At 73.7% G+C, this 22,350-nt stretch carries 20 protein-coding genes; 10 read left to right on the top strand and 10 right to left on the bottom strand.

Going from position 1 to position 22,350, the window contains the following annotated elements:
• Positions 1-219: 219 nt before the first annotated feature.
• From FHX39_RS05630 to dprA, 3 genes are read left to right on the top strand one after another with little or no spacing between them, the layout of a single operon-like run.
• A complete protein-coding gene (locus FHX39_RS05630) occupies positions 220-594 on the top strand; it encodes a YraN family protein (RefSeq protein ID WP_183337171.1) in 375 nt (124 codons plus the stop codon).
• On the top strand, positions 594-2,144 hold the full coding sequence (locus FHX39_RS05635; RefSeq protein WP_183337172.1) for a YifB family Mg chelatase-like AAA ATPase: 1,551 nt from the start codon (positions 594-596) through the stop codon (positions 2,142-2,144). The genes FHX39_RS05630 and FHX39_RS05635 overlap by 1 nt, the downstream gene beginning before the upstream one ends.
• The gene (dprA, locus tag FHX39_RS05640; protein ID WP_183337173.1) at positions 2,141-3,277 is read left to right on the top strand and encodes a DNA-processing protein DprA; all 1,137 of its coding nucleotides are present in this window, start codon (positions 2,141-2,143) and stop codon (positions 3,275-3,277) included. Before FHX39_RS05635 ends, dprA begins: the two co-directional genes overlap by 4 nt.
• 23 nt (positions 3,278-3,300) lie before the next feature.
• On the opposite strand, the gene FHX39_RS05645 is transcribed toward dprA, so the two are convergent.
• The gene (locus tag FHX39_RS05645) at positions 3,301-5,247 is read right to left on the bottom strand and encodes a penicillin-binding transpeptidase domain-containing protein (RefSeq protein WP_183337174.1); all 1,947 of its coding nucleotides are present in this window, start codon (positions 5,245-5,247) and stop codon (positions 3,301-3,303) included.
• A gap of 31 nt (positions 5,248-5,278) precedes the next feature.
• Between FHX39_RS05645 and FHX39_RS05650 the strand changes: the two genes are divergently transcribed.
• The gene (locus tag FHX39_RS05650; protein ID WP_183337175.1) at positions 5,279-5,893 is read left to right on the top strand and encodes a hypothetical protein; all 615 of its coding nucleotides are present in this window, start codon (positions 5,279-5,281) and stop codon (positions 5,891-5,893) included.
• Positions 5,894-5,925: 32 nt separating this feature from the next.
• Here FHX39_RS05650 and FHX39_RS05655 read toward each other — a convergent pair whose 3' ends face one another.
• From FHX39_RS05655 to FHX39_RS05665, 3 genes are read right to left on the bottom strand one after another with little or no spacing between them, the layout of a single operon-like run.
• Positions 5,926-6,210 carry a GNAT family N-acetyltransferase gene (locus FHX39_RS05655; protein ID WP_183337176.1) on the bottom strand — a complete coding sequence of 95 codons (285 nt, stop codon included), beginning with the start codon at positions 6,208-6,210 and terminating at the stop codon, positions 5,926-5,928.
• Between the two features lie 43 nt (positions 6,211-6,253).
• A complete protein-coding gene (locus tag FHX39_RS05660; RefSeq protein ID WP_332836682.1) occupies positions 6,254-6,859 on the bottom strand; it encodes a GNAT family N-acetyltransferase in 606 nt (201 codons plus the stop codon).
• Positions 6,856-7,629: a methyltransferase domain-containing protein gene (locus FHX39_RS05665; protein ID WP_183337178.1), complete on the bottom strand. Its 774-nt coding sequence runs from the start codon at positions 7,627-7,629 to the stop codon at positions 6,856-6,858. The genes FHX39_RS05660 and FHX39_RS05665 overlap by 4 nt, the downstream gene beginning before the upstream one ends.
• Positions 7,630-8,016: 387 nt before the next feature.
• On the opposite strand from FHX39_RS05665, the gene FHX39_RS05670 reads away from it, so the two are divergent.
• The gene (locus FHX39_RS05670) at positions 8,017-8,934 is read left to right on the top strand and encodes a MurR/RpiR family transcriptional regulator (protein WP_332836934.1); all 918 of its coding nucleotides are present in this window, start codon (positions 8,017-8,019) and stop codon (positions 8,932-8,934) included.
• Positions 8,935-8,980: 46 nt separating this feature from the next.
• On the opposite strand, the gene FHX39_RS05675 is transcribed toward FHX39_RS05670, so the two are convergent.
• A complete protein-coding gene (locus tag FHX39_RS05675; RefSeq protein ID WP_183337180.1) occupies positions 8,981-9,430 on the bottom strand; it encodes an HNH endonuclease in 450 nt (149 codons plus the stop codon).
• 265 nt (positions 9,431-9,695) lie between these two features.
• Here FHX39_RS05675 and FHX39_RS05680 point away from each other — a divergent pair, with 265 nt between their 5' ends.
• From FHX39_RS05680 to FHX39_RS05690, 3 genes are all read left to right on the top strand, one after another.
• Positions 9,696-10,424: a hypothetical protein gene (locus tag FHX39_RS05680; RefSeq protein ID WP_332836683.1), complete on the top strand. Its 729-nt coding sequence runs from the start codon at positions 9,696-9,698 to the stop codon at positions 10,422-10,424.
• Positions 10,421-12,055: a Y-family DNA polymerase gene (locus tag FHX39_RS05685; RefSeq protein WP_332836684.1), complete on the top strand. Its 1,635-nt coding sequence runs from the start codon at positions 10,421-10,423 to the stop codon at positions 12,053-12,055. The genes FHX39_RS05680 and FHX39_RS05685 overlap by 4 nt, the downstream gene beginning before the upstream one ends.
• A 64-nt stretch (positions 12,056-12,119) precedes the next feature.
• Entirely contained in the window at positions 12,120-15,656 is a 3,537-nt protein-coding gene (locus FHX39_RS05690; RefSeq protein WP_183337181.1) for an error-prone DNA polymerase, read from the top strand.
• A 24-nt stretch (positions 15,657-15,680) separates the two neighbouring features.
• Here FHX39_RS05690 and FHX39_RS05695 read toward each other — a convergent pair whose 3' ends face one another.
• Positions 15,681-15,821, bottom strand: coding sequence for a hypothetical protein (locus FHX39_RS05695; protein WP_183337182.1), 141 nt, complete (start codon positions 15,819-15,821; stop codon positions 15,681-15,683).
• 438 nt (positions 15,822-16,259) lie between these two features.
• Between FHX39_RS05695 and FHX39_RS05700 the strand changes: the two genes are divergently transcribed.
• On the top strand, positions 16,260-17,699 hold the full coding sequence (locus FHX39_RS05700; RefSeq protein ID WP_183337183.1) for a sugar transferase: 1,440 nt from the start codon (positions 16,260-16,262) through the stop codon (positions 17,697-17,699).
• 149 nt (positions 17,700-17,848) lie between these two features.
• Here FHX39_RS05700 and FHX39_RS05705 read toward each other — a convergent pair whose 3' ends face one another.
• The gene (locus FHX39_RS05705) at positions 17,849-18,868 is read right to left on the bottom strand and encodes a CPBP family intramembrane glutamic endopeptidase (protein ID WP_183337184.1); all 1,020 of its coding nucleotides are present in this window, start codon (positions 18,866-18,868) and stop codon (positions 17,849-17,851) included.
• A gap of 210 nt (positions 18,869-19,078) precedes the next feature.
• Between FHX39_RS05705 and FHX39_RS05710 the strand changes: the two genes are divergently transcribed.
• A complete protein-coding gene (locus FHX39_RS05710; RefSeq protein ID WP_183337185.1) occupies positions 19,079-20,206 on the top strand; it encodes an endonuclease/exonuclease/phosphatase family protein in 1,128 nt (375 codons plus the stop codon).
• A 33-nt stretch (positions 20,207-20,239) separates the two neighbouring features.
• Here the strand turns inward: FHX39_RS05710 and FHX39_RS05715 are convergent, their stop codons facing one another.
• The 3 genes from FHX39_RS05715 to aqpZ form a co-directional block, all read right to left on the bottom strand.
• Positions 20,240-20,581 carry a nuclear transport factor 2 family protein gene (locus FHX39_RS05715; protein ID WP_183337186.1) on the bottom strand — a complete coding sequence of 114 codons (342 nt, stop codon included), beginning with the start codon at positions 20,579-20,581 and terminating at the stop codon, positions 20,240-20,242.
• A 56-nt stretch (positions 20,582-20,637) separates the two neighbouring features.
• A complete protein-coding gene (locus tag FHX39_RS05720; protein WP_198423271.1) occupies positions 20,638-21,459 on the bottom strand; it encodes a MerR family transcriptional regulator in 822 nt (273 codons plus the stop codon).
• A 61-nt stretch (positions 21,460-21,520) separates the two neighbouring features.
• On the bottom strand, positions 21,521-22,339 hold the full coding sequence (gene aqpZ, locus FHX39_RS05725) for an aquaporin Z (protein WP_183337187.1): 819 nt from the start codon (positions 22,337-22,339) through the stop codon (positions 21,521-21,523).
• Positions 22,340-22,350 lie beyond the last annotated feature (11 nt).

The following is a 22,350-nucleotide window of genomic DNA, read 5'->3' on the forward strand; positions in this document are numbered from 1 at the left end:
GTTCACGTGAAAGTCCGGAGCTGACCACACCAGATCTGCCGTGGTCAGCGGGAGTTTCTCGTGGTCAGCGACCCGTTGGCCGTAGCCACTTCGCGAGTCCGAGCAGCCGCTGTGTCGCTTGTCCACAGGACGAGCGCTCGGCCGGCCTCGTCGTCCACCGCCCCGGCGGACCGCGGCACGAATCGCTCGATCTGACCACCCTCCCGGTGGAGGTGAGCGATGAAGGCGGACAAGCAGGCGATCGGGCGGCGCGGGGAGGATCTCGCGGTCGCCGAGCTGCAGCGGCAGGGGATGGAGGTCCTCGCCCGCAACTGGCGTTGCGGGCGGCTGGGCGAGGTGGACGTGGTGGCGCTGGACCGGTCGGCCGGGGTGCCGACGGTCGTGGTGTGCGAGGTGAAGTGCCGTTCGGGCCTGGGCTTCGGCCACCCGCTCGAGGCCATCACCTGGGCCAAGCTGCGGACGTTGCGGCAGCTGGCCGTCGAGTGGGTGCGTGACCACCCGACCGGGCCGGTCCGCGTGCGGATCGACGCCATCGGTGTGGTGCTGCTGGCCGGGCAGGACCCGCAGCTGACCCACGCGCGTGGGGTGGGCTGATGCTCGCGAGCACGTGGTCGGTCGCGCTGGTCGGCGTCGAGGGACGGATGGTGCAGGTCGAGGCGGACATCGGCGGTGGTCTCCCGAAGACGGTCCTCATCGGGCTGCCCGACGCGGCGCTCTACCAGTCCCGTGACCGGTGCAAGGCGGCGGTCTCCAACTCGGGGCACACCTGGCCGGTGGCCCTGCTGACGATCAACCTGTCCCCGGCTGCGCTGCCGAAGACGGGCAGCCACTACGACTTGGCCATCGCCGCCGCGGTGCTCGCCGCGTCGGGGATCGTGCCGCTCGAGGCGCTCTCACGTACGGCGCTGCTCGGGGAGCTCGGTCTGGACGGGCGGCTGCGGCCGGTACCGGGTGTCCTCCCGGCGACGCTCGCGGCGGCTCGGGCCGGCTTCACCCGGGTGATCGTGCCCCTGCGTCAGGCGCCGGAGGCGAGCCTGGTCGACGGCGTCGACGTCCTCGGCTTCGCCTCGCTCAGCCAGCTGGTCGCCGAGCTGCGGGGCGACCCCGTGCCGCTCGTCGACCCCGTGGAGCTGACCGTGACGACGTCGCCCGACGACCGTGCGGGCGTCCTCGACCTGGCCGACGTGGTCGGTCAGGAGGAGGCCAAGTGGGCGCTGGAGGTCGCCGCAGCGGGCCGTCACCACATGTTCCTGCACGGGCCACCGGGCGCGGGCAAGACGATGCTCGCGTCACGCCTGCCCGGGCTGCTGCCGGACCTGGAGCCGGCCGACGCGCTGGAGGTGTCGGCGGTGCACTCGCTCGCCGGCTTCGACCTGTCCGGCGGGCTCATGACGCGTCCGCCGTACGTCGACCCGCACCACTCGGCGAGCGTGGCCAGCATCGTCGGGGGAGGGCCGCGCATCGCCCGGCCCGGGGCGATCTCGCGCGCGCACCGTGGCGTGCTCTTCCTGGACGAGGCGCCCGAGTTCGCGCCGCAGGTGCTCGACGCGCTGCGCACGCCGCTGGAGGCGGGGACGGTGAGCATCGCGCGCAGCGAGCTGAACACCCGGTTCCCGGCCGCGTTCCAGCTGGTCCTCGCGGCCAACCCGTGCCCGTGCGGGATGGCCGCGACGCCGGGTGCGGAGTGCCGGTGCCCGCCGACGTCGGTGCGGCGCTACGCCGACAAGATCAGCGGGCCTGTGCGGGATCGGGTGGACATCGCCCAAGCGTTCCTGCCGCTGCGGCGTTCGCACCTCAAGGCGGCCGGCTCGGACAGTGAGCCCTCGGCGCGCGTCGCCGAGCGCGTCGTCGAGGCGCGGGGCCGGCAGCAGAACCGGCTCCGGGGGACGCCCTGGCGGACGAACGGGGAGGTCCCGGGGCCGTACCTGCGCCGGGGGCTGCCGCCTCCTCACGGGGCTCAGCTGGCGTGGGACGCGCTCGACCGGGGACGGCTCAGCGCGCGGGGCGTGGACAAGGTGTTCCGGCTGGCGTGGTCCGTCGCCGACCTGGCGGGCCGCGACCGGCCCAGCCGCGACGACACCGCCCTGGCTCTCGCCATGCGCCGCGGCGAGCAGCCCGGCACCCTCACGCGGGAGGTCGGGTGAGCACGGCGGGAGCGGACTCCCTCGACCGGACGGCACGGCTGGCGCTCGGGTGCGTCACCGACGCCGGCGACCCCGAGGTCGCCGCGCTGGTCGAGCGGCTCGGGGCCGAGGAGGCCTGGGCGGCCGTCCGCGCGGGCGCCCTGGGGCAGTTGACGACGGACCGCGCCGTGGCCCTGGACCTCGACGAGCGACGGGCCGCGGCGGCGGAGGCCGGGGGGCGGTTCGTCACGCCCGGGGACGAGGAGTGGCCGGAGCGTCTCGACGACCTCGCCGGGCTCGAGCCGGTGCAGCGTCGCGGCGGGGTCCCGCTCGGTCTGTGGTTGCGCGGACCGGGTCACCTGGTCGAGCTCGTGGAACGATCCGTGGCGGTCGTCGGCTCGCGGGCGGCCACGGCGTACGGGAACGGCGTGGCCGCGGACTTCTCGGCCGACCTGACGGAGGCTGGGTTCACCGTGGTCTCGGGCGGCGCGTTCGGCATCGACGCGGCTGCGCACCGCGGTGCTCTCGCGGTCGGTGGCGCGAGCGTCGGGGTGGTGGCGAACGGCGTCGACGTGGCCTACCCGCCCGGCAACGCCCGGATCTTCGAGACGCTCGCGGCGCGGCACCTCGTGGTGTCCGAGCTGCCGCCCGGTTCGCACCCGACGCGGGTGCGGTTCCTGGCCCGTAACCGGCTGATCGCCGCGCTGAGCAGCGGGACGGTGGTGGTCGAGGCCGCGCTGCGGTCCGGCGCGCGGAACACGGCCGGCTGGGCGTCGGCGCTCAGCCGGCCGCTGATGGCCGTGCCCGGCCCGGTCCACTCGGCGGCGTCGGTCGGGCCGCACCTGATGGTGCGGAGCGGTCAGGCGGTCCTGGTGACGCGCGCCGCCGAGGTGCTCGAGCTGGTCTCGGCCGCCGGTCAGCACCTGCTCCCGTACGAGCAGGGGCCCGAACGGCGCACGGACGAGCTCGACCCGACCCGGCTGGGCGTCTTCGAGGCGCTCTCCGCACGGCGGTGGCGTACGCCCGGAGAGGTGGCGACGGCCGCCGGTGTCCGGGTGCCCGTCTGCCTGGCCGCGCTGTCCGAGCTGGAGTCCCTCGGCCTCGCCACCGGCGACGCCCGCGGCTGGCGGGCGACGCCCGTGCCGGGGAGGTGAGGGCCATGAGAGGTCAGGAGCGCTCAGCGGGCTGCGCGCAGGAACGCCTCGAGCAGCGGACCGGCCGAACCGGATCCGGACTCGCCGTCCTGCACGTAGACGGCCACCGCCAGGTCGCCCTGCGCGGCGATCATCCAGGCGTGCGTCTTCGGGGGCGTCCTGCCGCCGTACTCGGCGGTCCCGGTCTTGGCGATGACGTCCGGGCCGTCGAGACCGAGCAGGCGACGCCCGCTGCCCTGCGTCACCACGCCGCGCATGAGCTGCTTCAGCTCGGCCGCCTCCGCCCTGGTGAGAGGGGCGGCCGTCGACGTCGGCCGCTGGCCCTCGAGGAGGGTCGGCAGCACCGTGCGGCCGGCCTCGACGCTCGCCGCGACCAGCGCCATGGAGAGCGGGGAGACCTGGTCCTTGCCCTGGCCAAACACGGCCTCGGCCCGGGCGTTGTCGTTGCCGCCGGTCGGGACGGAGCCGAAGTAGGCCGGGAAGCCGACGTCGAAGTCGGTCCCAACGCCCAGCGAGCCCGCTGCGGCCGCGAGGTCGGAGGCACCGAGCTTGCCGCGCTGCCCGATGAAGGCGGTGTTGCACGACTGCGCGAAGGCGGTCCTCAGGTCGATGCGTCCCAGGTAGGCGCCGGGGTAGTCGTCGTAGTTCTCGTACGTGCGCCCGCCCACCCTGATGGTGCGCGGGCACTCGACCCGGGACCCGGGCTCGAGCCCCGCGCGGAGGAGGGCGAGGGCCGAGACGACCTTGAACGTGGACCCGGGCTGGACCTGCCCGGCCGTCGCGACCGCCTGGCCGTCGCTGTCGTCGTTGTTGGCCGCCGCGAGCACCTCGCCGGTCGAGGGTCGGACCGCGACGAGCGAGGCGCCGCTGGAGCTCCGGCCGACCGACTTCTCCGCGAGCTGCTGCAGCCCGACGTTCAGCGTCGTCTCGAGCGGCTTGCCCTCGACGGCCTTGACCTCGTACGCGGTGGTGGCCTTCGGCGGGTCCGACGGGTCCGGGGACGACGGGGTGTCGCTGGGCGTGGGGGCCGCGGGGCTCGCGCCGGGGGAGGCGTCGCTGCTCGCGACCAGCTCGACGACCACGCCCGGCGTGCCGCGCAGCTGCTCGTCGTAGCGCTTCTGCAGCCCGCTCAGGCCGACCTCGTCGCCGTCGGTGACCGCGCCGTCCGAGGCCTTCACGATCTCGGCGGTGGCCGGACCGACCCGGCCGAGGAGCGCGGCGGCGAAGTCGCGCGACGGGGCGAGCATCGCGTCGTCCTGGATCGGCAGCGCACCGGGGATGGCGAAGACCTCGCGATTGGCCGGTCGGTCAGAGTCTTTCGCGCGGTAGACGATCGCCGGCACGAAGGCCTGGGCCCCGGCCCGGGCGACCAGGCGGGCGTACGTCTCGGCGTCGATGTCGACGAGCTTCGCGAGCCGGGTCGCGGAGGCCTTCTGGCGCCCAGCCGCGAGGTTGGCCTTGTCGATCCCGATCCGCACCACCGAGCGGCTGCGCACGATCGCGTCGCCGTCCGCGCCGAGCACCTCGCCGCGCTCGGGGTAGAGCCGGTGCTGCGAGAGCCGGTGCGAGCCGTCCAGCCCCGGCTGCAGGAGGGTCGGCGCCCAGGTCGGACGCCACGCGCCGGCCTGGCGCTCGAGACCGACCGTCGCGTCGTATGTCCAGGGCTGCGGCACGCCCGGAAACGTCCAGCGGTAGGCGAGCGTGGCCTGGGTCGTGGTCACGTCGGTGACCTCGACCTGGGGGCTCACGGGTCCCATGCCGCGGACGAGGGGTTGGAAGAGGGCGTCCGCCTGGGCGCCGGTCGAGCCGGCGAAGGTGACCGACGTGAGGTCCTTCTTCTCCAGGGCGGCGGCGAGTTGGGTGGCCACCTGACGGGCCCCGTCGGTGTCCGGGGGCGGCGACGGCGTCGGACCACTGCTGCAGCCGGCCGTGACCAGCGCCAGCACGAGCAACCCTGCTCTGGCACGCATCGTTTTATCCTGCCACCCGGAGGTGGGCCGGATGAGGATCTACGCGCAGCGGCGCGGCCAGCTGGCGGGCCAGCTCGCTGGCGACGTCGCCGTGCTCGTGTGGACGGTGCTGTGGGCTGCGGTCGGCCTCGCGGTGTCCGGCGCCGTCGGCGCGCTGGCGGGCCCGGCGCGCGAGACCGCCCGCACCGCCCGCGACCTCGCGGGCCAGTTCGGCGACGCGGCGACGTCGGCCGCGCAGGTGCCGGGGCTGGGCGACCAGCTGCGCCGCCCGTTCGACGCGGCGAGCGGCAGCCTCGGCGACCTCGTCGCGACCGCCGACCGGCAGGTGGTCCTCATCGAGCGGCTCGCGACGGCGACCGGGTGGCTGGTGTTCCTCATCCCGGTGACGACGGTGCTCGCCCTGTGGGTGCCCCGGCGGGTCCGCTTCGTCCGGCGGGCCCGGGCCGCGCAGCGCTACATCGACGGTGCCGCCGACCTCGACCTGTTTGCGCTGCGGGCCATGGCCAACCAGCCCATGCACGTGCTCGCGGCCATCAGCGACGACCCGGTCCGGGCATGGCGCTCGGGCGACCGGCGGGTGATCGACGCCCTGGCGGAGGCGGAGCTGCGCGAGGCGGGGCTGCTGCTGCCCCGGCGGACCGGCTAGCCGGGCGAGCCGCCGACGGGTCCTGGCCGGGGTCAGACGCGCAGGTCGGCGTACTCCGGGTGGTCGTCCAGGAACGCGACCGCGAAGGGGCAGGACGGGTGCACCTTCTCGCCGCGCTGCCGGACGTCGTCGAGCGCCGCCGCCGTGACGGCGCCCGCCAGGCCCCGGTTGCGGAACGCGGGCTCGGTGGCGGTGTGGGTGAGGTCGAGGACGTCGCCGCGGCGGACGAAGGCGAGCACGGTGACGAGCTCGCCGTCGACGCGCCCCTCGTAGCGGGAGCGGTCATCGGCGCGGACCGTCTGGACGTCGGCGCTCATCGAGCGGCTCGCAGGCTGCGCATGCGGCTCATCCTTCCCGTTCTCACCCGTGAGCGGCGAGCCGGTCCGTCAGCCGGGCCCGGGCCGCGGGCCAGTCGTCGGCGAGCATGGCGAGCTGGACCGTGTCGCGCCAGCTCCCGTCCATCCGGATCCGGTGGTGCGCCAGGACGCCCTCGCGCTGTGCCCCGAGCCGGGCGATGGCCTCCTGCGAGCGGACGTTGCGGATGTCGGTGTGCCAGACGACCCGCTCCGCGCCCACCCCCTCGAAGGCCCGGGTCAGCATCGCTAGCTTGGACTCGGTGTTGACGAACGTCCGCCACCACGGCCGGCCGACCCAGGTGTGCCCGATCGCCAGCGCCCGGACGCCCGGCGCGATCTCGTAGAAGGAGGTCGTCCCGACGAACGTCCCGTCCGCCAGCCGCTGGGCGTAGGCGACCCGGTCGGCGTCGGTCAGCGCGGCCGCAATCACCGCTCCGGCGCCGCGGACGTCGCTCACCCGCGGCACCCGCAGGTGGGCCACCACCTCGTCCCGCTCCTCGGGGCTGCCGAGCGCGGCCAGGAACGCCGGGGCGTCGGCCAGGCGCAGCGCGTCGAGCCGCAGCCGGGCGGTCCGCAGCGGTGGCGCGGCGAACCAGTCGTCCGTGCTCACCCCGCCTGCCGCTGGGCGACGACGAAGAGGCGCCGGAACGGCAGCACCGTGCCCCACGGCTGCGCGGGGTAGGCCTGGGCCAGCCGTTGCCGCAGCGCCTCGGTGAAGGACGGCCGCAACGTCTCGGGCAGCACGTCGAGGTAGGGGCGCGCCCCGGTCCCCTCGAGCCAGTGCAGGACGGGGTCCGGCCCCTGCAGCACGTGCAGGTAGGTCGTCTCCCACGCGTCGACCCGGCACCCCAGGCGGGTCAGCTCGGCGAGGTAGTCGGCCGGCTCGGCGACCGCTGGCCGGACGACCTCGCTGGTGTGCGCGACGTACGCCGGTCCGGCCGCGGCCGCCCGCAGGGCCTGGTGGCTGGGGGCGTCGAAGTTCCCGGGGACCTGGAAGGCCAGCCACCCGTCGGGGGCGAGGGCGTCGACCAGGGCTGGCAGCAGGGCGCGGTGGTCGGGCACCCACTGCAGGGCGGCGTTGCTGACGAGGACGTCGACGGGCTCTGCCGGGCGCCAGCCGACGAGGTCGGCCTGGACGAAGGAGACGCGCGGCCCGGCGTACGGCTCGGCGGCCTCGATCATGGCGGGCGAGGAGTCCACGCCGGTGACGTGCGCGGTTGGCCAGCGTTCCGCGAGGCCCGCCGTGAGCGCGCCGGACCCGCAGCCGAGGTCGACCACCGTCCTCGGCGACGCGGCCCCGATCCGGGCCGTCAGGTCGACGAACGGGCGGGCCCGCTCGTCGGTGAAGGCCGCGTAGGCCTGAGCGTCCCAGGTGGGCACGGTCGCCCCTCTCGCCTCGCCCCGGCGGCGTCTCGAGGCCGGGTGACAGGGCCAACCTAGCGACGGCGACGCCGGTGGTGGAGGGCCGTCCGGAACCTTGTCCGGAGCCGACGCCGACCCGGGCGGCGGCGGCTTCGGGACGGCCGCGGAATTCTGCGCGAACGGCGGACGGGGACCCGTGCCGACCCCTATGATCCGACCAAGACACACAGTCAGGGGGGCGATGTGTCAACAACTGATTTCGGCATGCGCAGACCGCCGGTTCGTCCGGCGGCTGGGGTGGGTCACATCCCACGGACGGACGGCTCGAAGCCGTCCCGCCCGGCCACAGCTTCTTCTCCGAACACGCCTGCTTCCGGCCAGAGCCGTTCGTCGCTGTCGGTCCTGATCCGCGTCCGGGGGGCTCTGCCCAGCCTGCGGCCGGCCGAGCAACGGGTCGCCGAGGCCGTGCTCGCGGACCCGGCGGGGGTCAGCGAACGTTCCATCACCTCGTTGGCACGGTTGTGCCGCACGTCGGAGACGACCGTGCTGCGCTTCTGCCGGGCCCTCGGCCTGGCCGGCTACCCGGAGCTGCGCATCGCGCTCGCCCGGGCGGCGCAGGGCGAGGAGGACGACCGGGCCTCGGGGACGGCGTCGGACGGCGTGATCGTCCAGACCGACTCGATGGCCGAGATGGTCGCCAAGATCACCTACGCCGACCAGCGCTCGATCGCGGACACTGGTGCGGCCGTCGACGTCGTGGCGCTCCAGGCCGCGGTCGACGCGCTGGCCAAGGCCCGGCGGGTCGACGTCTACGGGGTGGGGGCGAGCGCTCTCGTCGCCCAGGAGCTCCACGGGCGCCTGCACCGGCTCGGGCTGGCGAGCGGCGTCTGGGCCGACCCGCACGCGGCGCTGTCGTCGGCCGCGGGCCTGGTCTCCGGCGACGTGGCGGTCGGCATCTCCCACACGGGGACGACGATCGACGTGATCGACGCGCTCCGCGTCGCCCGGACGCGGGGGGCCACCACGATCGCGATCACCAACTTCGACCGCGCGCCGATCGTGGGCCAGAGCGACATCGTGCTCACCACGGCCGCCCGGGAGACGACGTTCCGGACGGGGTCGATGTCCAGCCGCGTCTCGCAGCTGGTGCTGGTCGACTGCCTCTTCACCGGGGTCGCGATGCGGTCGTACGACCGCTCGGTGTCCGCGCTGGACGCCGCCCGGTCCGTGCTGAGGGCGCGCCACACCGAGCGGCACGAGCGGCAGACCGGCGTCGGGCGCCCGGGCCTCGTCCCCACGGGCGGGCTCACGGTCCAGGCCTAGGGCCACGGCAGGCCGGACGCCCTCGTTCGTTCGAGGGCGTCCGGTCTCAGGTGCGTCGGTGGTAGGCCTCGCGCCAGGTCGGCACGTGCGGCAGCCGGCGCAGCGGCATCCCGGCCTCGACGGGGGTGCGGTCGGCCTTGACGTTGTTGCAGCGCGTGCAGGCGGCGACGGTGTTCTGCCAGGTGTTGCCGCCCCCGCGCGACTGCGGGACCAGGTGGTCGACGGTGTCGGCGGTCGACCCGCAGAAGGCGCAGCGGTGCGCGTCGCGACGCAGCACGCCCCGCTTCGACCACGCCGGGGCCGCCGCGTAGAGGAATGTGGTCTTGACGTAACGGATCAGCCGCAGCACCACGGGCCACGGGTAGGGCCCGATCGAGGCGCCGACCCGGGACTCCTCGACCACGGCGACCTCGCGCACGAGCATCTTGATGGCGTGCTTGACCGAGACGGTGTGCAGCGCGGTGTTGTCCGTGTTCAGCACGACGACCGTGGACACGACCACCTCCCCTCCGCCCCGTACGCGCCGGGCGAGACGTGGCCTGGCTGGTCACGGGGCTCGAACAGGGTGCACGAGGGACGTCTTGGCTGTCAGCAGGATTATGGCCCGGGCGGGCCCGTGCGAGAAGGAGGCCGGGCACTCCGACACCACGTCGTGACGTGCGGGAGCCCGGTCCTGGTGGGGCGCCGGGCCTCGACCTCGGGTCGAGGCCAGTCCGAGGGACCCGCTTGACGATCTCGAACACGTGTTCGAATATAGACCGGTGTCAGTCGCAGCCGTCCTCGACGAGGTCCCCGACCTGCCGGTCCGCGGTCTCCCCAGCGGGCGGGGCTCGACGAGCGCGAGCACCCTCGACGAGCTGCGGCAGCGGGTGCACCGCATGCAGGGTGGCGCCAGCGGCCGGCGGCTCCCCGGGCTGACCCCCGACCTCGACCTGGCGACCGGGGCGGCGTACGCCACCGACAGCGCCGGGCTGGCCCTCGCCCTCCTGGCCGGACCCTCGGCGGCGGGGGAGTGGGTCGGCGTCGTGGGGGCGCCCGACCTGGGCTACGAGGCGGCGGCTGCGCTGGGGGTCGACCTCGAGCGCACGATCGTCGTCCCGCACCCCGGGGAGCACTGGATGAGCGTCGTCGCGGCGCTGGTCGACGTCGCCTCCGTGGTGCTGGTGCGACCGTCGGTCGCCGTGGGCGAGTACCCGGCCGAGCGGCTCCGGGCACGGCTGCGGACCAAGGACGCGGCGCTGGTGTGCTGGGGCGAGTGGCCCCGCTGCCAGGCGAGGTTCCGGGTGCGCGAGTCGGTGTGGTCCGGCCTGGGCCGGGGCCACGGCCACCTCTCGGGCCGTCGGATGGTCGTGGAGGTGGGTCGTACGGGGTCGCCGCGGCAGACGTTCGGCCTCGACCTGCCCGGTCGCGGCGGGGCGGAGCCCGTGCGCACGTCGTCCCCCCAGCCGGTCGACGGGCGTACGGCGGCGGCCGTCGGAGGTTCCTGGTGAGCGCGCTGCTCGTGCCCGACCGGGCGGGCGCCGACCCGACCGGCGCCGACCGGACCGATGAGGACCGGGGCGGTGCGCCCCGGGTGATGGTGGTCTGGTGCCCCGACTGGCCGGTCGTGGCGGCGGCCGCCGAGCTCGGGCTGGCCGTCACCGACCCGGTGGCGGTGATCGAGGGCGGCGAGGTCTTCGCCTGCTCCGAGGAGGCCCGTCGCGACGGGGTGCGCCGGGGAATGCGGCGCCGCGACGCCACCGCCCGCTGCCCGGAGCTCGTGCTGACCGACCACAGCCCCGAGCGCGACGTCCGGGCGTTCGAGGCGGTGCTGTCCGCGATCGAGCACGTCAGCGCCACGGTGACCCCGATCCGGCCGGGTCTCTGCGCCCTCGCGGTGCCGCGCCGCTTCTACGGCGGGGAGACCGAGGCCGCGGCGGTCGTCGCCGAGCACCTCGTCGCCACCGGGGTGTGGGACTGCCGCACCGGGATCGCCGACGGCATGTTCACCGCGGAGCAGGCGGCCAAGCAGGCCGCGCCGCAGGACAGCGTCGTCGTGGAGGTGGGCGGCTCCCGGCGCTTCCTGTCCCGGCTGCCCGTCGCGGTCCTCGACGACCTCGAGCAGGTGAGCCTGTTCCGCCGGCTCGGGCTGCGGACCCTAGGTGACCTGGCGGCGTTGCCGGTGCGGGACGTCGCCACCCGCTTCGGCGCCTCGGGTGCCTGGCTGCACCGGCTGGCCCGGGGCGCGGACGCGCGCCCGGCGGTGGCCCGGCGGCCGCCCCGCGAGCTCGACGCGCAGGTGACCTTCTCGCCCGGCCTGGAGACCATCGAGCCGATCGCCTTCAGCACCCGCCGTACGGCGGAGGCGTTCGTCGCCGAGCTGTCCCGTCACGGGCTGGTCTGCGGCGAGGTGCGTATCGAGGTCAGCGGCGAGCGCGGCTGGCTCGGCTCCCGGGTGTGGGCGCACCCCCGCTGGTTCAGCGCGGCCGACCTCGTCGACCGGCTCTACTGGCAGCTCCAGGGCGACCCAGCGCCCGAGCCGGTGGAGACGGTGCGGCTGATCCCGGAGGCGGTCGAGTCGCTGGCCGACCACGGCGAGGGGCTGTGGGGCACCGCGCCGGACGAGCGGATCGTGCGCGGGGTGGCCCGGCTGCAGGGGATGCTCGGCCCCGAGCAGGTGCTCGTCCCCTCGCTGCAGGGCGGTCGCAGCCCGCGCGACCGGCAGGCGCTCACCCCCTGGGGCGAGCGCGCCGGCGACCGGCGTCCGGCTGGCCTGCCCTGGCCGGGCAGCATCCCGCCGCCGGCCCCGGCGCGGGTGCTGGCCCAGCCGGTCCCCGCCACGGTCCTGTCCGCGGAGGGGATGCCCGTCCGGCTCACCGGCCGCGGTGCCGTCTCCGCCGAGCCCGTCCGGGTGCGGGTCCGGCCCTCCTCGGACCAGCCCGCCGGGGCACGGTGGGCCGCGGACTGGTCCGCCGACCTGGTCGTCGACGCCTGGGCCGGTCCCTGGCCGATCGACGAGCTCTGGTGGGACCCGGAGGTCGCCCGCGCGGTCGCCCGCTTCCAGGTCGTCGCGGTCGACGGCTCCGCGTGGCTGCTGATGGTCGAGGGCGGCCAGTGGTGGGTCGAGGCGCGCTATGAGTAGGGCGACACCGATCCCGATCCTGACCCCGACCCCGACGGTCTGGCCGCGAGCGGTGGGCCGCTAGATGGGGTGGAGCAACCCGCCGCAGTCGTGGGGCGAGCTCGAGCGGGCGCTGTCCGGGCGTCGGGCGGCGCCGGAGGCGGAGCCGGCCCCGCCGGAGCGTCGGCCGAGCCTGGACCACCCGGGCGACGACAGCGCGCCGGGGTACTCGCACAAGCGGCCGGCCTACCGCGTGCCGGAGGGGCGGCCGGGCTCGCCCGACGAGCCGTACGTCCCCTACGCCGAGCTGCACGTGCACAGCGACTTCAGCTTTCTCGACGGCGCGAGCGACCCCGAGTCGCTGATCGAGGAGGCCGCCCGGCTGCGGCTGGCGGGCCTGGCCCTCACCGACCACGACGGCTTCTACGCCGCCGCGCGGTTCGCCGAGGCGGCCAAGGCGTACGACCTGCCCACCGTCTACGGCGCGGAGCTGTCGCTGGGCCTGACCGTGCCGCAGAACGGGGTCGCCGACCCGGAGGGGGAGCACCTGCTGGTGCTGGCCCGCGGGGTCGAGGGCTACCACCGCCTGTCCGCCGCCATCACCGACGCCCAGCTGCGCGGCGACGAGAAGGGCCGCCCCGTCTACGACCTCGACGAGCTGGCGCAGCGCTCGGAGGGTCACTGGCTGGTGCTCACCGGCTGTCGAAAGGGTCCGTTGCGCGCCGCGCTCACCCGGCACAGCGAGGCCGGTCGGCCGACCCGGGTGGGCACCGCCGCCGCGGCGCGGGCGCTGGACGACCTGGTCGGGCTCTTCGGCCGTGACCACGTGGCGGTGGAGATCAGCGACGCCGGCCTGCCCACCGACTCGACGACCCACGACGTGCTCGCGGCTCTCGCCGCCGAGCAGCACCTGCCGCTGGTCGCCACGCAGAACGTGCACTTCGCGACCCCCGAGGAACGTCGCCTGGCCGCCGCGATGGCGGCGGTCCGGGCCCGTCGCAGCCTGACCGAGATGGACGGCTGGCTGCCGCCGCCCGGCGCGCACCTGCGCTCGGGCCACGAGATGGCGCAGCGCTTCGCCCGCTTCCCGGGTGCTGTCCCCACGTCGGTCCGGCTGGCGACCGAGTGCGCCTTCAACCTGCAGCAGGCCAAGCCGCGGCTGCCCAAGCAGCAGGTCCCGCCCGGCCACAGCCCGGCCACGTGGCTGCGGGAGCTGTGCCGCCAGGGCCTGGAGGAGCGCTACCCGCCCGAGCGGCACGCGGTCGCCCGCCAGCGCCTGGAGCGCGAGCTCGCGGTCATCGAGGAGAAGGACTTCCCGGGGTACTTCCTCATCGTCCGCGACATGGTCGCCTTCGCCCGCGAGCAGGGCATCCTCTGCCAGGGCCGGGGCTCGGCGGCCAACTCGGTCGTCTGCTACGTCTTGATGATCACCGCGGTCGACCCGATCCTCTACGACCTGCCGTTCGAGCGGTTCCTCTCGGTCAACCGGGACGAGGAGCCCGACATCGACGTGGACTTCGACTCCGACCGGCGCGAGGAGGTGATCCAGGAGGTCTACCGCCGCTACGGCCGGCACAACGCGGCGCAGGTCGCCAACGTCATCAGCTACCGCCCCAAGTCGGCGGTACGCGACATGGCCAAGGCCCTCGGCTACTCCACCGGGCAGCAGGACGCGTGGTCCAAGCAGATCGACTCCTGGGGCACGGTGTCAGTCAACGGCCACCACGAGGAGCACGACCACGACATCCCCACCGCCGTGGTCGACCTGTCCGAGCAGCTGCTGCGCGCACCGCGCCACCTCGGCATCCACTCCGGCGGCATGGTGCTCACCGAGCGACCGGTGGGGGAGGTCGTCCCGATCGAGCGCGGCCGGATGGACCAGCGCACCGTCCTGCAGTGGGACAAGGACTCCTGCGCCTGGATGGGGCTGGTCAAGTTCGACTTCCTCGGGCTGGGCATCCTCGCCGCGATCCAGTACACCCTCGACCTCGCGGCCGACCGGGTCGGCGAGCGCCTCGACCTCGACTCGATCCCCAAGGAGGAGCAGGGCGTGTACGACATGCTCTGCCGCGCCGACTCGATCGGGGTGTTCCAGGTCGAGAGCCGTGCCCAGATCGGCACCCTGCCGCGCCTCCAGCCGCGCCGCTTCTACGACCTCGTGGTCGAGATCGGCCTGATCCGGCCGGGCCCGATCCAGGGCGGGGCCGTGCACCCCTACATCCGGCGCGCCACCGGCAAGGAGGAGATCACCTATCTGCACCCGGCGCTGAAGCCGGTGCTCGAGCGCACCAAGGGCATCCCGCTCTTCCAGGAGCAGCTGATGCAGATCGCCATGACCGTGGGCGGCTGCACCGGTGACGACGCCGACCTGCTGCGCCGGGCGATGGGCTCCAAGCGCGGGATCGAGAAGATCGAGCGGCTGCGCACGACGCTGTACGAGGGGATGGCCTCGCACGGCATCCTCGGCGACCTGGCCGACGACATCTACGCCCGGATCAAGGCGTTCGCCAACTTCGGCTTCGCCGAGAGCCACTCGATCAGCTTCGCGCTGCTGGTCTACGCCTCCTCCTGGCTCAAGCTGCACTACCCCGGGGCGTTCCTCGCCGGGCTGCTGCGCGCCCAGCCGATGGGCTTCTACTCCTCGCAGTCGCTGGTCGCCGACGGCCGGCGCCACGGCGTCGAGGTCCGCCGCCCCGACATCGTCGCCTCCGACGTCGACGCCGGCCTGGAGCTGCTGGACGGCGAGCTCGGCGACGAGGGCGTGAGCGAGGGGAAGGCCGCAGGCGAGAAGCACAGCCTCGCGACCGGGATGGCGTCCTGCCTGGAACGTGACCAGGCGCCGGTCGGTCCCTGGCTCGTGAGCGCCCCCGACCTGACCCACACCCACCGCCGAGACGGGCGCTTCGCGGTCCGGCTGGGGCTGAGCGAGGTGCAGGGGATCGGCAAGGCCCAGGCCCAGCGCATCGTCGACGCCCGGGCCGAGGGGCCGTACACCAGCATCAACGACGTCGTCCGGCGGACGGGCCTGACCGTGGCCCAGACCGAGGCGCTCGCCACCGCGGGGGCGTTCGACTCCTTCGGGCTCTCCCGGCGCCAGGCGCTGTGGAACGCGGGGTACGCCGACAGCGCGGACACCCTGCCGGGCACGGCGGTGGACGCTGCACCGCCGGAGCTGCCGGGGATGAGCGCGGCCGAGCTGACCCTCGCCGACCTGTGGGCGACGCAGATCAGCCCGGACGACCACCCGATCGGGCACCTGCGTCCGGTGCTCGACGGCCACGAGATCGTCCCGATCAGCGCGCTGGGGGCCCAGCACGACCGCACCCGGGTACGGGTGGCCGGGCTGGTCACCCACCGGCAACGGCCCTCGACGGCCGGCGGGGTCACGTTCCTCAACCTGGAGGACGAGACCGGCATGCTCAACGTGGTCTGCTCGCGCCCGATGTGGCAACGCTTCGTCCGGGTGGGCCGACGGACCAACGCGATGCTGGTGCGCGGCACCATCGAGCACTCCGAGGGGGTGACGAACCTGGTCGCCGACAAGCTCGAGGCGCTCAGCGGGCTCTTCCCGGCCGCAACCGCGGTGATCCCGCAGAGCTACCGCTCACGCGACTTCCGCTAGGGCGGTCGGACGCGGAGCGCACGCTCAGGTGACGAGCCACCACACGAGGGCGATCATCAGGACGGCCGACACCACCGACAGCAGCAGACCCAGCCACACCAGGTCCCCGTCGCGCCAAGTCGGCTTCGTCCGCAGGCGCTCAGCAAGGCGCGTTCTCTCCGACACCCGACACCCGATCGGTCACGTGCGTCCCCGGCCGCCCCGAGGCGGCCACACACCCAAGAGAATACCAAGAGAAGCAGAAAGGCCCTACCGACCTGCCCGGCCGCACGGGAAGGTTCGGCCGGGTCGACCAGGTGAAGCTATTTCTCTGCTTCAGGGCGCCTCGGCGCCAATAGTTGGCGTTCACCCGTCAGGGAAATCGTTGTCAGCAGAACGGATTGGTGCAGCGCACGAGATTCTCGTGTGATTGACATCTCAAGCAAGTCTGGCGAAATTGCCCGACGACGCCAGCGGATCCGGGAGCACCGACATAGGCTCGTCTCAGTCCTGGGGGCAGGACTTCTAAGACGTCGACGCTGATGTCACGCGTCTGCTTTTTGTAGTTGTTCTCGGGGGGGAACCATGTCTGAATCGTCCGCGCTCACGCGCACCCAGCGCCAGATGGCTTTCACGGCAGTCTCTGTCGTCGTCGACGTCTTCGCACTCTTCGTCGCCTGCATCGCGGCCTACGTCTTGCGGGTGTCGACGCCCAAGCACCCTTGGGCGGAGTTCGCCTCGTTCGGTCAGTACACGTCCGTGGTGTGCGTCGCCGCGCCGGCTTGGGCCCTGATTTTCGCCGCCTCTGGCCTGTACTCGACCCGGCAGAGCTGGGGGCGCCTCACCGAGCTGTCGAGGGTGATGGGCGGCATCGGCGTCGGCGTCGCGGCGCTCATCCTCGCCGACTACTTCTACCTGGGCCTGCCGCTGTTCCCGGGGCGGGCCGTCCCTGTGTACGCCTTCGTCATCGGCACCGTGCTGGTGATGGGCGGCCGGGCCGCGGTGCGGGCGGCGCTCCGCCGGGCCCACGCTCAGGGTCGTGCGCTGCACAACGTCATCGTGGTCGGGACCGGACCCGTGGCGGAGCGGGTGGCCGCCACTCTGACGCGCTCCGGGCGTGGGCACTCCATCGTTGCCGCTGTATCGAAGGACGAGGCCGGTGGCGTGTTCCTCGGTGATCGTCCGGTCTACGCGACGGTCGAGCGCGCGCTGGACTCGCACCGCGTCCGCATCGACGAGATCGTGCAGACCGACACGACGATGACCAAGGAGGAAGCCACCCGTCTCATGGCGCTGGCCAACGACCGGGGCATGGGCTACCGGTTCGTGCCCGACCTCTTCGGGGTCTTTGCCGCCAGCTCCACCATGGCGACCGTCGACGGCATCCCGGTCATGGAGGTGCGTCTCACCTCGCTCGACGGCTGGGCGACCGTGACGAAGCGGGTCATCGACGTCCTCGGATCTCTGGTCGGTCTCGTCCTCCTCGCTCCGCTGTTCCTGACCGTGGCCGCGCTGGTCAAGATCACCGACCCGGCTGGTCCGGTGCTCTACAAGCAGCGGCGTCTCGGCCGCGGTGGTCGCTCCATCGGCGTGTACAAGTTCCGCTCGATGCTCTGGGAGTACTCGACCGGTGCCGACCGTCCGTACAAGACGGCCGAGGAGGCCTTCATCGCCATGGGCCGCGAGGACCTGGTGGCGGAGTTCGCCCACGAGCAGAAGGTCGCCGACGACCCCCGGGTCTCCAACCTGGGCAAGTTCCTGCGCCGGACGAGCCTCGACGAGATCCCGCAGCTCTTCAACTCGCTGCTGGGTCACCTGTCGCTCGTCGGTCCGCGACCGATCACGCCCATGGAGCTCGAGCGCTATGGCGCGCACCAGCGCAGCTTCCTCGCGCTCAAGCCGGGCATCACCGGCCTGTGGCAGGTCTCCGGGCGCAGCGACGTCGGCTACGACCAGCGCGTCAAGCTCGACGTCTTCTACGCCGAGAACTGGAGCACCATGCTCGACGTCTCCATCCTGGCCCGCACCGTGACCACGGTGGCCGCCCGCCGCGGGGCCTACTGACCGCCGTTCCTCCTCCCTCTCCCCTCATCCCGGGCTGAGGTGCGTCCCCGCGTGACCCCAGCCCACGGGCGGAGGAGCGGTCAGAAGAGCCCGTCCAGCCTCGGCTGGCCGGGCTCTTCGCCTCTCACGGCAGATCCTCAGGATACGACTCAGCGGACCGCCTGGTCCCAGGGACCGACGTACGTCGAGGCGGGGTCGAGTGCCGCAGGTGCTGCGTGCTCGGGCACGTACGTGCGCTGCAGGCCCGCACGGGACGCCCACAGCCAGAGCGCGCCTGCGCTGAGCAGCAGGATCACCCCCGGCAGCAGGACCGCGGGGCCCGCGCTGCCGGCGCCGCGGTCGAAGACCGATGCAGTGTCCTGCTGCAGCAGGACCAGGCTGCCGAAGGCGACGAGGTTGTTGGCCGCGTGCAGCAGCACCGCCACCTCCAGCCCGCCGGTGCGCCAGGTGATCAGCGACAGGACCACGGCGAAGAAGAAGTAGAAGGCGATCAGCCAGGGGTCGCCCGCCCCGTGGGCCAGGGTGAAGACCGCGCCCGACAGCACCGTGCCGACGAGGAGCGCGAGCCGGGGCGACGCGCACCACGAGCCGGCGCCGCGGGTGATGAGGCCACGGGCCCCGTACTCCTCGCCGGCCGCCTGGAAGGGCGTGGTCAGCACGACGATCACGAGCAGGGCGACGTAGGTGCCGCTCGGGACCTTCACCGACTCGGGCGCGAAGACCAGCGTGATCACGAGGTACGCCGCCCAGAACGGGAGGGCGACGAGCGCGCCGCGCGCCAGCACGCCCCAGCGGAACCGTCCCGTCACCGAGCTGAGCCACCGACCGCGCTGGCCGAAGAACGCGCGCTGCAGGACCATGCTCAGCGGGATGGCGGCGACGTTCGACAGGTTGACCGACAGGAGCAGCGCGGGTGTGAGGTCCAGCCGCATGGCCAGCACGTCATCCAGCGACGTGGCGCCGCGGTAGACGTCGAACCCGATCGCGGCGCCCTGCAGCACCGTGCTGACGAGCAGGTACGACAGCACGAAGCAGACGATCATCAGCACCCCGCGCCCCCACGTCGCGCGCGGCGTCCGCAGCATCTGGGGGTAGGCGACGGGCTCGACGGGCATCGGGTCACGCTGCGCGAGCACGGGCGGCGGCCCGTACGGCACGGGGTAGGTCACGGGTCTTCCCTCCAGGTCCGCCCGCGGGCCGGGCCGGACGTCCAGTGTGCCCGGACCCGACCTGAGGGCGACCGACCCGATTCTTGGTAACGGCGAGGGCTTCCCGAGCGAGGTCACGGGCAGACGGCGGTCGACGCGCCGTCGCGGTGCGCGGGGACACGGCTGCCGGCACGGGCCGCCTCACGGCGGTCCGGTCCTCGAAGGAGCCCGATGACCCCCACCTCCCGGCCTGAGCGCGGCCTCCTCGCGCGCCGGCCCCGTCCTACGTGCTCGTCGCGCGTCTGGCTAGCCGGTGCCGCGGCGCTCGCCGCCCTGGTGCTGCCCGTGAGCGTGCCGGCGGGGTCCGTCCTCAGCCCCGCGGCGCAGGCCGCCCCGGTGGCGACCGTCGCGACACCGGTCTCCGCGCCGCTGCGGGTGGCCTCGTACAACATCCGCAACGCCAACTCCTACGAAGGACGCAAGAACGAGAAGCGCTGGGAGGACCGCCGCGGTGCGGTGGTCGACACGATCCTGGGCCAGGACCTCGACGTGCTCGCGGTCCAGGAGGCGACCCAGGGCCTGCTCCACGACGAGGAGTCCGAGCCGAAGAAGATCAACCAGTACGACGACCTCCTCGCCCGGCTCGGCGGGACCTGGGCGATCACCAACGGCACCCGCTACAACTGTGTCAAGGACACGTCGCCCAACCGCTGCACCTACGCGGACAAGGGCGCCTCCGAGGGCCAGCGGATCCTCTACGACGCCGCCCGCATCGAGGTCGTCGCCCAGGGGTCGAAGCTGCTGCCGGTGCCGAAGGGCAAGGGCGACAACTACATGGCGTGGGCCGAGCTGCGCCAGCGGAGCACGGGCCAGCGGTTCCTGTTCTCCAACCTGCACACGGTGGGGACCGACAAGGACTACAAGGTCAAGAACAAGCAGGCGGAGGTCGCGCTCGCCGAGCTCCGGGCGCACAACCCCGATGGCCTCCCCATGATCGCCGTGGGCGACTGGAACTCGACGCGCTTCGAGAAGCCCAGCAACGGCCCGTACGACGTCTACGTCAAGGCCGGCTTCGTCGACCCGCTCGGCGGGAAGTACAAGACGCACAAGCCGAAGGGTGCGACCGTCGAGCACAAGATCCGCACCTACCTGAACAGCTCGAACGGCGACTGGGCGCGCAAGGCCCCGAACCACAAGAGCTGGGGCCTGGGCAGCTACATCGACTACATCCTCACGACCGAGATGCGCGTCAGCGAGTGGGAGACGGTGGCGAGGCTGGACAAGAAGGGGAAGATCGTCGGCACCATCCCCTCGGACCACCAGATGATCCGCGCGACCGTCTGGCTCCCGACCCGGTAGCGCGGCCCGGCGCTGATGCTCAGGCTTTGATGCTCAGGCGCTGATGCTCAGCGCACGCACCAGCCCGTCCGGCCCCAGCTCGAACGTGTGCGTCAGCTCGACGCGCCCGCCCGGGAAGTCGCCCTCCAGGAGGACGACGACCGTCGCCGTCGTACCGGCCTGCTCGGCCGACAACCGCGTCGACGTGGTCGTGAACTCGCTCGCCGCGCCCGTCAGCCAGGTGCGGACGGCGTCACGCCCGCGGTAGGTCCGCCCGTCGTCGACCACGACGGCGTCGGGGGTGAAGACGTCGATCACCCGGAGCTTGTCCGGGCCCTCCATCAGCGCGAAGTACGTCGTGACGGCGGGGGCGAGGGCGGGTCGGTCCGGGTTCATGACCCCAACGTCGACCTTCCCGTGGGGGGAAGGTCAAGACACGGGTCCCGTGGCGGTCAGCGCGTCGTGCGGAAGATGGGCCAGCCGACCTCGGTGACCACGTCCGGCGAGCCCGGGGTGCAGGTCTCGAGGTACGTCTCCCGCACCGGCCCCTCGACCCCCAGCTCGTGCTCCGCGACGTACGCGCCCAGCGCGCCGTACGTCTGCGCCATCGTCTCGTCCGGCCCGCGGTGGACCGCGACGGCGAGGTCGACGGCGGGCAGCAGCTCGGTCCGGACGCGTCCCGTCGGCGTCGGGCGGTGGTCCAGCGTCGTCAGCGGTGCGAACAGGGCGGCCTCGCCGCGCTCGTCGAGGAACAGCCCCGTGTCCCAGATCCCGCCGAGCGGCCCCGCCGCCTCCTGGCCCAGGTGGGCCCGGGCCGCCTCGAGCTCCGCGGACGCGCCGACGTACCAGGCGCCGAGGTCGTCCAGCCGGATCGACTGGCGGACCACCAGGGCCGGCGTCGCCGGGACGCTCCGGTGCTCCACCTCGAGGTGGGTCGGCGGGTCGGTCAGGAGACCTCGGAGCGCGCTGACGGCGGCCCGCGTGGCGGCCAGCTCGGACTCGAGCCGGACGAGGTGCGCCGAGATCAGCCGGTGACGGGTCTCGACGGCGGGCGCCGAGAGGATCTCGCGGACCGTCTCGACCGGGACCGAGAGCGCGCGCAGCTGCCGGACGACCTGCGCGTCGACGATCTGGTCGGGCTCGTACAGGCGGTAGCCGTTGACGGGGTCCACCGCGGCGGGCTCGAGCACCCCGGCCCGGTGGTAGAAGCGGAGCGCCTTGGCGCTGAGCCGCGTCGCCCGGGCGAAGTCGCCGATCGTCATCCGGGAGGTCACGCCGTCATCCTCGACCTTCCCCGTGGGGAAGGGTCGAGGACCCGGGCGGGTCCGCGCGGGCTCAGCCCCGCCGCGGGGCGCGCTGCGCCGGCTCCTCGTCGTCGTCGGCGATCTCGACGGACGGGGCCCCGCGGTCTGCCCCCGTGACGCGGGCGTACGTCGCGCCGGCGAGGGCGGCACCGACCAGCGGGGCGAGGACGAAGAGCCAGACCTGGCCGAGGGCCGCGCCGCCGACGTACCAGGCCACGCCGAGCGAGCGGGCCGGGTTCACCGACGTGTTCGTGACCGGGATGCTGATCAGGTGGATCAGGGTCAGCGCGAGCCCGATGGCGATCGGCGCGAAGGCCTTGTTCGTCCGGTCGTCGGTGGCACCGAGGATCACGTAGAGGAACGCCGCCGTCATGACGATCTCGGTCAGCAGGGCCGCGCCGAGCCCGTAGCCGCCGGGGGAGTGGGCGCCGTAGCCGTTGGTGGCGAAGCCCGACGCGCGGAGCTCGCCCGCGGTCGTGGGGCCGCCGGTGGCGATGATCCACAGGACGCCGCCGGCCGCGGTGGCGGCCACGACCTGCGTGACGACGTAGTGCGGCACCTCGCGCCAGCCGAAGCGACGCGCGACCGCGAGGCCGACGGTCACCGCGGGGTTGAAGTGACCGCCCGAGACGTGGCCGAAGGCGAAGGCCCCGGTGAGCACGGTCAGGCCGAAGGCGAGCGCGACGCCCGCGAAGCCGATGCCGAGCTGCACACCGTCCTCGGTGAGGAACTTGGCCGCGAGCACGGCGCTGCCGCAACCCCCGAAGACCAGGCCGAAGGTGCCGAGGAACTCGGCCCCCAGGCGGCCGCGGAGGCGGACGTCGGACGGCGGGGCGGGAACGGCAGGCATGGTCGACTCAC

Source organism: Microlunatus antarcticus, from assembly GCF_014193425.1.
GTDB lineage: Bacteria > Actinomycetota > Actinomycetes > Propionibacteriales > Propionibacteriaceae > Microlunatus > Microlunatus antarcticus.

Coding starts and splice junctions, on each gene's coding strand:
- FHX39_RS05645 (WP_183337174.1), bottom strand. CDS start 5,247: ATGCGTGCCAGAGCAGGGTTGCTCGTGCTGGCGCTGGTCACGGCCGGC.
- FHX39_RS05700 (WP_183337183.1), top strand. CDS start 16,260: ATGGCTTTCACGGCAGTCTCTGTCGTCGTCGACGTCTTCGCACTCTTC.
- FHX39_RS05690 (WP_183337181.1), top strand. CDS start 12,120: ATGGGGTGGAGCAACCCGCCGCAGTCGTGGGGCGAGCTCGAGCGGGCG.
- FHX39_RS05715 (WP_183337186.1), bottom strand. CDS start 20,581: ATGAACCCGGACCGACCCGCCCTCGCCCCCGCCGTCACGACGTACTTC.
- FHX39_RS05630 (WP_183337171.1), top strand. CDS start 220: ATGAAGGCGGACAAGCAGGCGATCGGGCGGCGCGGGGAGGATCTCGCG.
- FHX39_RS05655 (WP_183337176.1), bottom strand. CDS start 6,210: ATGAGCGCCGACGTCCAGACGGTCCGCGCCGATGACCGCTCCCGCTAC.
- FHX39_RS05635 (WP_183337172.1), top strand. CDS start 594: ATGCTCGCGAGCACGTGGTCGGTCGCGCTGGTCGGCGTCGAGGGACGG.
- FHX39_RS05650 (WP_183337175.1), top strand. CDS start 5,279: ATGAGGATCTACGCGCAGCGGCGCGGCCAGCTGGCGGGCCAGCTCGCT.
- FHX39_RS05710 (WP_183337185.1), top strand. CDS start 19,079: ATGACCCCCACCTCCCGGCCTGAGCGCGGCCTCCTCGCGCGCCGGCCC.
- aqpZ (WP_183337187.1), bottom strand. CDS start 22,339: ATGCCTGCCGTTCCCGCCCCGCCGTCCGACGTCCGCCTCCGCGGCCGC.